We start from the raw sequence: 11,991 nt of genomic DNA, 5'->3' as shown, positions 1-11,991 counted from the left end.
AAAATCTGTCTCAGAGAGCGCCACTCAAGGACAAAAACGTGTCCCGAAGTCAGAAATCTGTCTCAGAGAGCGCCGCTCAAGGACAAAAAAGCGTCCCAAAGGCAAAAATCTGTCTCAGAGAGCGCCGATCAAGGAAAAAAAAGCGTCCCAAAGGCAAAAATCTGTCTCAGAGAGCGCCGCTCAAAGACAAAAACGCGTCCCAAAGGCAAAAATCTGTCTTAGAGAGCGCTTCTCAAGGACAAAAATGCGTCCCGAAGTCAGAAATCTGTCTCAGAGAGCGCTACTCAAGAACAAATGCGGAACGGATAAACTGTTGTCGAGTATCTGTTACGTCCTGGCGCAAGATTTATTCTGTTTTACATCCGATTAACCATTCCGCCGTTCCTCCAAACAACATCACCCCTCAGCTTCCAGCCAATTGTAGTTGAATGGCCAGAGCGAAGACAGTTCGCGTCTCCTTTCGCGTCGTCTTTCCACTCTGAATAGGCCGTATAACGTGCCGTAAAAGTATTGGACAAAGGTTGTCTTGATTTTCTTTCGCTTATACTGCCAGACGGTCGTTTTAAAGGCTTTGATTACTGTAGCTACCATGAGTTCAAGCGGCGAGTTAAACTCAAATTGGTGATAGGCGAGCCTTGCCTTTTTCCAGAAAGTATAGATGTTTACCGCTTCCGGGAAAAAGGGTTTCACGCAATTCACAAATGCTTCCGGAATATAGTCAGGCAAGTACGTCTCATCAAGCTCCGTCAAAGAAGGCGCCTTCTCCTTACGTATGTATTCGTTTTTTATAGTTTTTATTGGATTAGTTTCTAAAAAAGAAGTAGTTTCCGGCTCCGATTTTGCCTCTGTTTTGCTTATAGGACATGGGATTTCGGGAGTTGGCCGATCCTTCATGTTCTCCTCAAGCGGTGCGTCATAGCGATGGAAAACAAAAACATTATGGGCATACCCGCCCTTTTGACGGAGCGCATGATGAACAGATAAAATGCCTAATTTTTTCGCTTTGCGGAGCATACGTTCGAAAGTGGAGCGGGAGATGCCGCCTTTTTCTTTATGGGATGCGGAAACAAGCGTGCCAATTTTCGCATTGCACACACCAATCACTTTCACGCTATACTTTGTCAGCTGGTGAAACGCGATCAACTCGCTTTTTGAAAACGCCGTTCGATGGTCATCAAGAAACCGCCAAATATGTTCGTTAAATTCCTTCACCGTTTTAAACTCGCTTAATAGTTGATACTTTTCAATGTATCCAGATTTCATCGCCATCTTCCTCCCTAAATAATCTCTCATCTTGTAAGTAGAGAGTTAGGCGAAAAAAGAGGCATACGTTTTAAAAAATTTGAGGTGACCGGTGAACCGCTCTCTTTTGAAGAAGTTCATAAAATAGAGGAGTGATGTAAAAATCCCCTCCAACTTCCAGAAGGGATTACGTTCAGGAAAGCGATTTCAGGTTTTGCAGCTTTCGAAGATCTTGAATGCGCGGTGAAAAACCTCGCATTAGATGCCACCTGTAACATCAGCATCAATTACTTCATTATCTACGGTGGCTGTGGAGTTAACAAAAGAAGAGGTTTTTAGAAAATCTCCGGTTACAGCGCTACCAGAACCAAGGTAAGATTTCGCTGTATTTTTTGGATTAATATGTCTCGTATCCCCGAAATTTACGGTTCCATCTCCTACAGTCGTAATTTTTATTTGACCTACAACAAGCGAAGGCATGTGATTCGCCCCTTTCTGAAAAATTCTTAGGTCAATGCCTATTCTAAAATATGCTCAACAATTGATTAAGGTGAAAGGGAAATCATTTGTATTCAAATGATTAGAAAATGCGCATTTTACCTGTAATACGGCAAAACCTTTGGAAGTTCTTCTTTAAATAGGTTTCAATACTTCCGTGTTATGATACCGACACCGCTGAATAAAGATGTTGAAAAAATGTTTTTAAGAAAAGTAGTTGACATCACTTTTACTCAGTGTTACGATATACATGTAATAAGCATTACTGAATAGTGTGATCCTCAAAAGCTATTCAGTAAAAATTTTTCCCTGGTACTAAGTTATACAGAATATAAGTCAGACAAAATTGAGGGGGCTCTGACCATGAAAATTTAACGGAAAGGAGGTTCTGACCATGGAGAATTTAACTGAAATGCTGAAGGGCGTGCTGGAAGGCTGCGTGCTCGAAATCATCAGCCGCCATGAAACTTATGGCTACGAGATTACCCGCCGCCTGAACGAGCTCGGGTTTACCGAAGTCGTGGAAGGGACGGTCTACACCATCCTCGTGCGATTAGAAAAGAAAAAACTTGTGAACATCGAAAAGAAACCGTCCGATATGGGGCCGCCCCGCAAGTTTTACTCACTTAATGAGGCTGGCCTCCAGGAACTTGAGTTGTTTTGGAAAAAGTGGGATTTTGTATCCTCAAAAATCAACGTCTTAAAGTCCATCTAACTTCATAAAAATAGTGGAGTGTCTTGTTAGGCTTTACAACAAAGGGAGGAAAAATAACATGATGGAATTCTTCAAAAAAATGATTGGTGATAAAAAAGAATACAAGATGATGATGGCACGGGTTGAATCCCTGCCAGAGGACTACCAGTATGTTTTTAAGAAAATCCAAAACTACATGTGGAATTTCTCAGCGGGCAACGGGATGGATATGTTGCGTATGCAGTATGAATTAATCGATTTGTTTGAAGCCGGTGCGGCGGAAGGCAGACAAGTGCTGGAGATCACCGGGGATGACGTGGCGTCCTTTGCCGACGAACTCGTGGCCAACGCGAAAACCTATGTCGCCAAGTATCGTGAAGAGTTGAACGAGAGCATCATGAAACGATTGGGAAAAAAGTGAATCAATGGATCCTACTGACTGAATAGCTGGTTACAAATGTGAATGGTCACTTCGTTATTCAGTCATATTTTTAACCTGGTATTCTGTTATACAGATTATCAGTCTAACTAAATAGTGGAGTGTGGAAACCTGGCTCGGCAAAAGCCACTTTTATAAGGAGGAAAAAAGGATGAGCAATGCGGCGATTTCTGTAAAAGGGTTAAAAAAATCTTTTAAAGACAAGGAAGTTTTAAAGGGGGTGGATTTTGAGGTGCGGCGTGGCGAAATTTTCGCGCTGCTGGGCTCAAATGGAGCGGGCAAGACGACGACGGTCAACATTCTCTCGACGCTGATGAAACCCGATGGCGGTGAAGCCGCTATTTGCGGCTATGACGTCCAGCGTCAGCCGGAGCATGTTCGAAACAAGATCAGCCTGACAGGGCAGTTTGCGGCTTTAGACGGCATGCTTACAGGAAGGGAAAACCTGATGATGATCGCCAGGTTGCGGGGAGTTTCCAATCCCGCTCAAGTCGCCGACAATCTGCTTCAAAGATTCAGCCTGCTTGATGCGGCCAACCGCCGGGCGGATAAATATTCTGGCGGGATGAAGCGCCGGCTTGACATCGCTATGAGCCTGATCGGGACGCCGGCAGTCATTTTTCTCGACGAGCCGACGACAGGGCTTGAGCCTGAAGCGCGGATTGAAGTCTGGGAGACCGTCAAGGAGCTTGCCGGCGGCGGCACGACCATTTTGTTGACAACCCAGTACCTGGAGGAAGCCGAACAACTGGCGGACCGTATCGCCATCCTGCATGGCGGAAAAATTATCACAACCGGTACCCTTGCCGAACTCAAAGAGAAGTTCCCGAAAGCAGTAGTGGAGTATATCGAGAAGCAGCCGACATTGGAGGAAATTTTCCTCGCGATCATCGGCAAAAAGGAGGAGATGTAAAATGAAAAGTAGAACAGGGGTATTACTAGGACGATTAATGCGCAACATCATGCGCAGCCCGGATACGATTATTACGGTGGCGATTACGCCGATTATGATGATGCTGCTGTTTGTCTACGTATTTGGCGGTGCCATAGAGACAGGAACGGACAACTACGTCAATTATTTATTGCCGGGAATCTTGCTGATGGCTATCGCATCAGGCGTTGCTTATACTTCCGTGCGGCTGTTTACGGATGTAAAGAGCGGGCTGATGGCGCGTTTCATTACGATGCCTATCAAGCGCTCGTCGGTATTGTGGGCTCACGTGCTGACCTCGCTTGTTTCCAATGCGCTTACGATCGTGGTCGTGATCCTCGTCGCGCTTTTGATGGGCTTCCGTTCCAGCGCCGGTATTCTCGATTGGCTTGCGGTAGCCGGGATACTCGGTCTGTTTACGCTGGCGCTGACATGGCTGGCGGTCATTCCCGGCTTGACAGCAGGATCTATGGAAGGGGCCACAGCCTACTCGTACCCGCTAATTTTCCTGCCGTTTATCAGTTCGGCCTTTGTCCCTACCGAAACCATGCCTAAAATTGTCCGTGCGTTCGCCGAGAACCAGCCTGTGACTTCCATCGTGAATGCGATTCGTGCTTTCTTGTATGAAGGGTCTGTCGGCAACGATATCTGGATCGCGCTTGCCTGGTGCGTCGGCATCATGGTCATCGCTTACTTCTTCGCCAGCAAAGCATTTAAACGCCGGTTAGGGTAAGTGCACCGCGGATTAGCAGCCTTATGGGCTGCTTTTTTTATTTACATTTGCTCTTTGGCCTTCCGAAATGTAAACTTAAACTTCCAGCCGAACGGGACACCCGAACCTTCCCGGCGAAAGCAGAATCGGCAAGACAGCCAATCAGGGGTATCCTATTATGACAAATGAACATAACCATGCAAAAATGATGATTTCGACAACTACAAAATGGAAAAAGTTAAAAAAAGAAGACCAAGTTCCAAGGAAAGTGATATTAGAAAAAATTATCAAATGGTATGATAAGAATATGGAAAACCAAAATGGAGCTGGAGTAAACTTGGGATACATCATGAACGACCACTACATTTCGGAGGAGATAACAGTATGGGCAACTTTTTTCCTTTAACAAAACCCTTGCATAAAGAAGGTACTCATTGGTGGTATGGATATTAAATGGATATGAAAGGTGGCTCATGGGCAGTTTAATTCAATCAACTTTAAATGGTTTAAAAGAAAGATTGAGATTAGTGAATGGAAAACTAATCTTACAATCTGAAGGTGGGGAAGTCGGAGAAGTTATATGTGAATTCAATGAGTCTACTAACCAAGAAAATATCTTGTCATTTGAAAAAAACACAGGATGGAAATTACCTGATGACTATAAGGACTTCCTTCTTCTTCATAATGGAGCAAATATCTTTGATGATCCTGAATATGGCGGCGGATTAGAACTATATCGTTTAGAAGAAATCAAAAACATTCATGAAGAGATGGAATTTCCTAACCATTGGTGTCCTATAGGCTATTATCAAAATGGAACAGGATATGTTTGTATCGACACTAAGCAAACGGAAGAAAATCTAACTACCTTTTATTCGTAGATTTATATGATATTGATGAGCCGGCTCAACTACATTCTAATTTTGAAATTTGGTTGGAACGATTTGTAGTGTCCCAGGGTGGCGTTTTTTGGGATTGGCCGATTTACTGCTAAAAACTATTATAGAGACTAGCCATTAAAGCCTGCTTTTTATAAACAAACTGGTGAAATGTCTGATGAGATTATACGGCCTGAAAAAAAGAGATATGCTTGTTCAGGACTTGGAATAATTAGATTAGTATATTTATATAATGTGAGGTTAAAAAATGACAACACCAAAACATATTGTCTCAGCGGCAACCGTTGTACTTAATGAGCAAAATGAAATGTTATTAATTAAAGGTCCCCGAAGAGGGTGGGAAATGCCCGGCGGCCAGGTTGAAGAAGGAGAGTCACTGAAGGATGCTGCAATCAGGGAAACAAAAGAAGAAAGTGGTATAGAAATTGAAGTGATCAAATTTTGTGGGATATATCAAAATGTAAGCGGTTCTATATGTAACACATTGTTTTTAGGAAAACCAATTGGTGGAGAGCTGACAACTTCTCCAGAAAGTTTGGAAGTAGGTTTCTTTCCTATTGAAAAAGCTTTGGAAATGGTAACCTGGCAAACTTTCAGGCAAAGAATTGAATATTGTTTAAACGAAAAACTTCATCCCTTTTACGTCGAATTTTAATTAAAGTTTTAGTAAAAACACCATGAAAGAACGAACGGCAACTCCATTTTTCTTGGGTGGGTGCTTACCCTTCATAGAGGGCGACTGGAGGCAAGTGCCTTAATTTTCGCTGCCAGATTTGGCGGCTTTTTTTGTCCTAACAGGGGCGGGCTATTGGAAGAAGGAATAATGAGAGACTTGTGGAATAATACAATACATAAATTAGGTGGTGAAGTTGGATGGACATACGATTGGAAAAAGCAACAAAAACAGATGCGGAGGCCATTTTTGATATTCAAGTAAAGGCGTTTAAACCGTTATTGGAAAAATATAAGGATTACGATACAAATCCTGCTAATGAAACAATAGAAAGAGTACGAACAAGGATCAATCATCCTAATGGAGGATTTTATAAAATACTGTTCGATGATGTCCTTGTAGGGGCGATTTGCGTGTTTTGGAGAGAAGAGACACAATTCTGGATCAGTCCAATGTTTATTTTGCCTGAGTACCAAGGGAAGGGGATAGCTCAGAAAGCGCTCCGTTTACTAGAGGAGCTCTTTCCGCAAGCAACGACATGGGAATTGCGGACGATTTTAGAGGAAAAACGCAACTGTTATTTGTATGAAAAAATGGGTTACAAGCAGTTAGAAAACTGGAAACAGAGCTTAAATGAAAAGGCAACACTTGTTCATTACAAAAAGAGTGTTACTTCTTAATCTCTAATGTTTCGGCCTTTTTGTTTATGGCGTGACAGGAACGTACTCGTGGTCGGATTTAAATAGCAGGACGGCAATTTTCCCTCCTCGTAGTTGCCAAATAAGCAACGGGAGGGAGAAAGCCCTTTGTCCAATTGCCTTTTTATATGAACCGACTTAATGATCTTCAGGCTAGTTCACTAGTACACTATTAATGTATAATATGAGGAAACATTCATTGTGAGGTACAAGGTGTTAAACATACAGAATAATTCGGACACTGCCATCATTGTTGTTCATGAAATTTATGGACGTAACCAACATATGAATTATATTTGTCAATCGTTATCAGAAAAAAAATTTGATGTCATTTGCCCCAATTTATTAAAACAAGAAGTACCTTTTGATTATTCCCAGGAGGATATCGCATATCGCAATTTTATGGAAAATATAGGTTTTGACTATGCTTCGGAAAAAATTAAACGATTAGTATTAGATACAAAAGACAACTATCAAAAGATTTTTATTGTCGGATTTAGTGTGGGAGCAACTGTTGCCTGGCTGTGTAGCGAGGAAGAATCTCTTAACGGAATTGTCGGATACTATGGTTCTCGAATTAGGAATTACATGGAAATCAACCCATTATGTCCGACAATGTTATTTTTTCCGCAAAAAGAGCCATCATTTAATGTTGACGAGTTAATGGTATCATTAGAAGAAAAGAAAATCGAGATACATAAATGTAACGGACAACATGGGTTTAGTGACCCTTTCTCCCCAAATTATAATGCCGCTTCAGCAAAGGCGGCTTTCAATAAAATGGCTGATTTTTTTCAAAAATATGAATCATGAAAAACTGTGGATACTGCCAAAAGCAGCTTCTGGCAGTATCCGTGTTTTTACTTATTCTTTTTGCCTTTTTTCATCAGCCATTTTATAAAAAAGTTGGGCTCTTTTATCCGACAGTTGTGAAAAGAAGTGATCTTCCATTTTCCATTTTGTTTAACTACGACATTGGTATTAATGGATTCTCTTTTCTCAGAATAATTTTTTTGGCCTGGCATTTTCGTATTTCCTATGCAGTGGACTATAGCCAGTTCATCATTAAGAAAACGAATGTTCGTGATCCGCCCCTTCATTTGTGACCCTTTTAATACGCCATCAAATAATTCTTGATGGGAACTCTCCACTTCTTTCCGTCCTTTTAGATGCTGTCCGAAAAAAGTAATATAATCCACATCTTCCGTAAAGCAATTCGCAAATGCAGTTCCATCCCCGTGACTCCACGCCGAAAACAATTCATTAAACAAGCCATTGATTTCTTCTTTTTCCGCTGTCCATACTTGTGTCATTTGAATGCCCCTTTCTATTTTCGTTTTTCAATGCTCATCATAAGTTGTTCTTTTAAATGAGTTGCCCATTGCTTTTCCAGATTCCATTGCTCTCTATTCAGATGCATTAAACTCTCGATCGTCCTGTAAAACGAAGAATCTTGAATGGACTTCACTTGTTCAGGATTTTCATCAAATTCTACTTGCTGTGCTTTAATATGATCAATGGCTGTTTGGCAATAGGTTATATAGTGATTAACTAAATAGAGTTGATCTTCATCGCTTAAGAAGTCCAAGTTAATGGATTTTATGTGGAAAATTTTTTGATAATTCCCGAGATTTTTTTTGGTATCCATCATTAACTCGTAAAAACGATCTCTCCCTTTTTTCGTTATTTCAAACGTACGAGATGGCCGATCCGTCGGAAAAGGGACAGTGTCCGGGTCGGCGGCTTCTTGAATCAAACCGGCTTTTTCTAACTTGCTTAATAATGTTGAAAGCGTGCCTCTGCTTACTTGTTCCCATGGGCCAATCGTGTCATTCGATATTTTGGAGATCAAATAAGCATGTAATGGAAATTTCATTAATAACGAAAGGACAAGAAGTTCATACATAATCAAGCTCCTCTTTTTAGTTTTTTTAAAACGGTTTTAATAAAACTATATGCTGCTTTTTTATTTTTGTCAACTGAAAAATGAAAAAAGTTACGCATTCTTTTAAGCAAATGTGCTTTCTTGATGTTTCTAACGTTGTAAAATTGCGGCTGTTTGGCCTGAAAAATTACAAAAAACGCTATTGTTTCCGTAAATGAATTAGGAAAAATAGCGTTTTTTTTTAAATAGGTGACGTAAACTTATTGAGCATGCCTTTCTCTTGCTTTTCAGAAACGGCTCATTCATTAATGTTTAGCTTGAAGGGTCTTATAGCACATGTAATTGTTTAAAAAAGCGTGCCAGTGGCGGATGTAGGGAGGGTCTATTGGGCAAGGAACTTCGACCAATTGTTACCGAATCCTCCTTTTTTGTGTGCAATCTATCACGAACGGGCAATCAGCCGCAGCAGCATATCGGCTTTCGGAATCCGATAGTCATCAATCCCGCTCGAATTGATGACCATGATGCCGGAAAGGACCGATAAATAACAGGCAATTAGCTCTCTTGGATCACCTTCCAGGAATTCTCCGGCCAGTTGGCCCTCCTGGAATAACTGAAGCAACCTATCGATAAAAGTATCCATCGAATACTGTTCGAGAAGCTGCTTAACCTTCTCGGGCACACCGTCCGATGTACGCGCCTGGTGGATGAGCATGAAATACGGTTCGCCACTTTCGTCGAGAATTTCGGCCGTCAATGCCTTAATTTTCTCGATAGGTGTGCCCGGCAGTTCATAGATGTTTTGGATGGCCGCTTCCGTTTCGGCCATCGCTTCTTCAACAAGCGATATGAACAATTCATCTTTCGATTTGAAATAATGGTAAAGTAGCCCGTTGCTGATGCCCGCGGTTTCCGCTATCATGCTCATCTTCGCGCTAATGATGCCTTTACGGGCAAAAACCTGGATGGCGGCCGCCTTAATTTGCTCTCTTCGTTCATCGCGGATTTGATGCAATTGTTCGTCATTTAATGGTGCCAATGTCGTGTACTCCTTTTCGCCTATAGTAAGATCTACTACCAGTATATCAAATCAGTTCAAATTGAACGGTGTTTCCGAAAACCGTGGAAGCCACTCATCCAGTATCGTCTCAACGGACCGTCGATCTTTCGCCGTAAGCCCGGACAGCAGCCGCTTTCCTTCAGTCGATGCGGACAGAACCTGGACTGCTGTCTGCGGGTTGAATATGTGGCGGGGGGATACTGACAACGTGTTCACAGCCCAATAAAGCCCGTAGAGCTTCCAATCAGGTTTAGTTATAGCATGCTTAAGGTACAGCTCCATATACTCCCGGCTAAACGCATTCCCGGCGCGAGTATCTGAACCTTCGTATTCGACACCTTCCCACCGCAGATCGGCTGTGCAATTCAGCCAGAAGGCAGGCTCGATCGCTTCTTTAATTTTGCGAAGAACGCCGTGCTCCCAGTCGGGCTGGAAATCGCAGCCTCTTTCTACCAAACAGGCTTCCAGTATTTCTGCACTGATCGCGGCGACGGTCATGCCCTGGCCGAAGATCGGGTCGTATATACAGTAAGCGTCTCCCAGGACGAGCAATCCGGAAGGCCATCGGCTCATTTGCTCGTAGCGATGGCAGTACAGCTCCGGAACCCGGAAACCCCGGGGAGCGGTGATCGGTTCCAGATCGCGCACGATTTCCGCAATGATCGGGCTTGGAAGCTGTGCTACTGCCTGTTCAAACTCGGCAGCATCTGTCGGAGGATAGATCCCGCCCGGGCGGTAGAGCAGCACTTCGGCGATCTGGTTCTCAATAAAGGAGAACACACTTGTATAAGTACCGCTTTCTGGCTGGCCTTGAAGGTTAATAACGTCCCATTTGTCGATCAAATGCGTTAGATGTGAAGGCACTTTATACCGGCAGGTGCTGTAACCGAGCGAAACCTTCAACAGATCCGGCTTCGGTACCTCGTATCCCAACTCGTTAAGCCATGCCGAAAGTTTAGAAGAACGTCCGCTTGTATCGATCACAAGATCGGCGATGAGCGTTTTCTCCTGCCCTGATTGATCGCGATCTCTAGTCAGAACGCCGGTAATCGCTGATCGATCAGGGGTCGTTAACAACCGGAGTACATCGTGTTTAGTCAGGAGGTGCACGTTAGGAATGGCTTTCACACGTTGGCGTATGACCCATTCCAACACTGCTCTGCTGAACTTTATGTCATTCCGCTCATACTTCATTTCAAGGGTCCCGTGCTGGTTCATGAAATAAACGGTTTTGTTAAAAGATGAAGGGGAACCTTGTGCTACCAAATCTTGCTCATATCCTGGAAATAGCCGTTCGGTGATCAACTTTCCGCGTGCCGTGAAACGATGTGGATGAAAAGCCTGTGGAGTGCCCGGACGAAGGTCAGGCTCAGAGGGATAGTCATCTTTTTCGACGATCAGCACCTCTTTGTAATGGTCCGAGAGTACTCTTGCGGTCATTAATCCGGCCATACCTCCACCAATGACGATGGCATTGCTTATGTTGGGATTTGTTGTCACAGTCATCATTCCTCCTGATTTTAGATTGACTTAGTCAGTCAATTGTTGTACAAAAAAATTTTTCAGTATGAACAAAGTTCTGTAGCTAATATTTTTTCGATTGACTCAATCAGTCAATTTAATGTTATATCAACATTCTGGTGCTGTCAACTGTATTTTCGCAAATTAGGCAACATAAAATCCATTTTGATTTGTTATTCAAGATGGATTTTTTTGTGATTTTCTAATATAGTGTGGCACCTAAGGCAGGACGATTAGGAACTTTGTGTATTACGGAACCGCTGGAATAACGATGTTCTGTAAGCGGGCCAGTTAATCAATCGAGAAGAATTCTTCTTATATCGGTTAGGTGATAGGCCTGGCAATAGGATTTGCATATGATAGATTGAGAGAAGGAGTAATCCTTCTTTTTTCAATAGGGTGAGGTACCATGGGTGATATGATTATTGGAACTTCTTTAAAAGAACTGGTGCAGTTAATAGAATTAGCCGAAGAAGGCGTACTAGCTAAGGTTTAATTTGCATGCCGCCGCTTAGGCCGTCATCGATGATTGTAGGATAATAAATGCCGAAGTGGAAAGAATTTTTTCCACTGCGGCATTTCAACGGGATAGATAACTAACTAGTGCCCTTTCAGCTTTCTAGAATTCGCTTGTAAAAAAAAATAAAAAAATAGAAGCAAAAAACAGGATCAAATGTGGTAGTGTGGTGCTATTTTCATGGCATTTGGACAATAAACAGTGGAGTTCCGACAATAAATC

15 protein-coding genes are annotated in these 11,991 nt (G+C 42.6%); 9 read left to right on the top strand and 6 right to left on the bottom strand.

All coding sequences use genetic code 11. From position 1 onward, the window contains the following. Positions 1 to 396: 396 nt before the first annotated feature. Together WD019_RS20775 and WD019_RS20770 are read right to left on the bottom strand one after the other, a co-directional pair. Positions 397 to 1,263: a hypothetical protein gene (locus tag WD019_RS20775; RefSeq protein WP_425712692.1), complete on the bottom strand. Its 867-nt coding sequence runs from the start codon at positions 1,261 to 1,263 to the stop codon at positions 397 to 399. Between the two features lie 237 nt (positions 1,264 to 1,500). After that, on the bottom strand, positions 1,501 to 1,722 hold the full coding sequence (locus tag WD019_RS20770; RefSeq protein ID WP_026677876.1) for a spore germination protein: 222 nt from the start codon (positions 1,720 to 1,722) through the stop codon (positions 1,501 to 1,503). Positions 1,723 to 2,134: 412 nt separating this feature from the next. Here WD019_RS20770 and WD019_RS20765 point away from each other — a divergent pair, with 412 nt between their 5' ends. The 9 genes from WD019_RS20765 to WD019_RS20725 all read left to right on the top strand — a co-directional run bounded on the left by WD019_RS20765 (position 2,135) and on the right by WD019_RS20725 (position 7,599). After that, positions 2,135 to 2,455, top strand: a complete 321-nt coding sequence (locus WD019_RS20765) for a PadR family transcriptional regulator (RefSeq protein WP_026677877.1) — start codon at positions 2,135 to 2,137, stop codon at positions 2,453 to 2,455. A gap of 58 nt (positions 2,456 to 2,513) precedes the next feature. Continuing rightward, entirely contained in the window at positions 2,514 to 2,855 is a 342-nt protein-coding gene (locus tag WD019_RS20760) for a DUF1048 domain-containing protein (RefSeq protein ID WP_026677878.1), read from the top strand. Between the two features lie 169 nt (positions 2,856 to 3,024). Further along, positions 3,025 to 3,786: an ABC transporter ATP-binding protein gene (locus tag WD019_RS20755; protein WP_425712691.1), complete on the top strand. Its 762-nt coding sequence runs from the start codon at positions 3,025 to 3,027 to the stop codon at positions 3,784 to 3,786. 1 nt (position 3,787) lies between these two features. Next, complete coding sequence (locus WD019_RS20750) at positions 3,788 to 4,537, top strand: ABC transporter permease (RefSeq protein WP_425712690.1); 750 nt, start codon at positions 3,788 to 3,790, stop codon at positions 4,535 to 4,537. A gap of 157 nt (positions 4,538 to 4,694) precedes the next feature. Further along, on the top strand, positions 4,695 to 4,922 hold the full coding sequence (locus tag WD019_RS20745; RefSeq protein ID WP_425712689.1) for a hypothetical protein: 228 nt from the start codon (positions 4,695 to 4,697) through the stop codon (positions 4,920 to 4,922). A gap of 67 nt (positions 4,923 to 4,989) precedes the next feature. Continuing rightward, the gene (locus tag WD019_RS20740; protein WP_425712688.1) at positions 4,990 to 5,397 is read left to right on the top strand and encodes an SMI1/KNR4 family protein; all 408 of its coding nucleotides are present in this window, start codon (positions 4,990 to 4,992) and stop codon (positions 5,395 to 5,397) included. A 265-nt stretch (positions 5,398 to 5,662) separates the two neighbouring features. Continuing rightward, the gene (locus WD019_RS20735) at positions 5,663 to 6,070 is read left to right on the top strand and encodes an NUDIX hydrolase (protein ID WP_026677883.1); all 408 of its coding nucleotides are present in this window, start codon (positions 5,663 to 5,665) and stop codon (positions 6,068 to 6,070) included. A gap of 218 nt (positions 6,071 to 6,288) precedes the next feature. Beyond that, entirely contained in the window at positions 6,289 to 6,768 is a 480-nt protein-coding gene (locus WD019_RS20730; protein WP_425712687.1) for a GNAT family N-acetyltransferase, read from the top strand. 231 nt (positions 6,769 to 6,999) lie between these two features. Continuing rightward, positions 7,000 to 7,599 carry a dienelactone hydrolase family protein gene (locus tag WD019_RS20725; RefSeq protein WP_425712686.1) on the top strand — a complete coding sequence of 200 codons (600 nt, stop codon included), beginning with the start codon at positions 7,000 to 7,002 and terminating at the stop codon, positions 7,597 to 7,599. Between the two features lie 47 nt (positions 7,600 to 7,646). On the opposite strand, the gene WD019_RS20720 is transcribed toward WD019_RS20725, so the two are convergent. The 4 genes from WD019_RS20720 to WD019_RS20705 all read right to left on the bottom strand — a co-directional run bounded on the left by WD019_RS20720 (position 7,647) and on the right by WD019_RS20705 (position 11,240). Beyond that, the gene (locus tag WD019_RS20720) at positions 7,647 to 8,099 is read right to left on the bottom strand and encodes an SgcJ/EcaC family oxidoreductase (protein ID WP_425712685.1); all 453 of its coding nucleotides are present in this window, start codon (positions 8,097 to 8,099) and stop codon (positions 7,647 to 7,649) included. A gap of 14 nt (positions 8,100 to 8,113) precedes the next feature. Next, entirely contained in the window at positions 8,114 to 8,692 is a 579-nt protein-coding gene (locus WD019_RS20715; RefSeq protein ID WP_425712684.1) for a PadR family transcriptional regulator, read from the bottom strand. A 421-nt stretch (positions 8,693 to 9,113) separates the two neighbouring features. After that, a complete protein-coding gene (locus WD019_RS20710; RefSeq protein WP_425712683.1) occupies positions 9,114 to 9,710 on the bottom strand; it encodes a TetR/AcrR family transcriptional regulator in 597 nt (198 codons plus the stop codon). A 51-nt stretch (positions 9,711 to 9,761) separates the two neighbouring features. Further along, positions 9,762 to 11,240 (bottom strand): FAD-dependent oxidoreductase, encoded by a 1,479-nt coding sequence (locus WD019_RS20705; RefSeq protein WP_425712682.1) that lies wholly within the window; start codon positions 11,238 to 11,240, stop codon positions 9,762 to 9,764. Positions 11,241 to 11,991 lie beyond the last annotated feature (751 nt).

It is taken from the genome of Fictibacillus sp. Mic-4 (assembly GCF_049843615.1).
Taxonomy (GTDB): Bacteria; Bacillota; Bacilli; order Bacillales; family Fictibacillaceae; genus Fictibacillus_A; species Fictibacillus_A gelatini.
The sequence above is the reverse complement of the archived record's forward strand: the minus strand, read 5'-3'. Positions and strand labels throughout refer to the sequence as shown.

Coding starts and splice junctions, on each gene's coding strand:
- WD019_RS20775 (WP_425712692.1), bottom strand. CDS start 1,263: ATGAAATCTGGATACATTGAAAAGTATCAACTATTAAGCGAGTTTAAA.
- WD019_RS20770 (WP_026677876.1), bottom strand. CDS start 1,722: ATGCCTTCGCTTGTTGTAGGTCAAATAAAAATTACGACTGTAGGAGAT.
- WD019_RS20765 (WP_026677877.1), top strand. CDS start 2,135: ATGGAGAATTTAACTGAAATGCTGAAGGGCGTGCTGGAAGGCTGCGTG.
- WD019_RS20760 (WP_026677878.1), top strand. CDS start 2,514: ATGATGGAATTCTTCAAAAAAATGATTGGTGATAAAAAAGAATACAAG.
- WD019_RS20755 (WP_425712691.1), top strand. CDS start 3,025: ATGAGCAATGCGGCGATTTCTGTAAAAGGGTTAAAAAAATCTTTTAAA.
- WD019_RS20750 (WP_425712690.1), top strand. CDS start 3,788: ATGAAAAGTAGAACAGGGGTATTACTAGGACGATTAATGCGCAACATC.
- WD019_RS20745 (WP_425712689.1), top strand. CDS start 4,695: ATGACAAATGAACATAACCATGCAAAAATGATGATTTCGACAACTACA.
- WD019_RS20740 (WP_425712688.1), top strand. CDS start 4,990: ATGGGCAGTTTAATTCAATCAACTTTAAATGGTTTAAAAGAAAGATTG.
- WD019_RS20735 (WP_026677883.1), top strand. CDS start 5,663: ATGACAACACCAAAACATATTGTCTCAGCGGCAACCGTTGTACTTAAT.
- WD019_RS20730 (WP_425712687.1), top strand. CDS start 6,289: ATGGACATACGATTGGAAAAAGCAACAAAAACAGATGCGGAGGCCATT.
- WD019_RS20720 (WP_425712685.1), bottom strand. CDS start 8,099: ATGACACAAGTATGGACAGCGGAAAAAGAAGAAATCAATGGCTTGTTT.
- WD019_RS20715 (WP_425712684.1), bottom strand. CDS start 8,692: ATGTATGAACTTCTTGTCCTTTCGTTATTAATGAAATTTCCATTACAT.
- WD019_RS20705 (WP_425712682.1), bottom strand. CDS start 11,240: ATGATGACTGTGACAACAAATCCCAACATAAGCAATGCCATCGTCATT.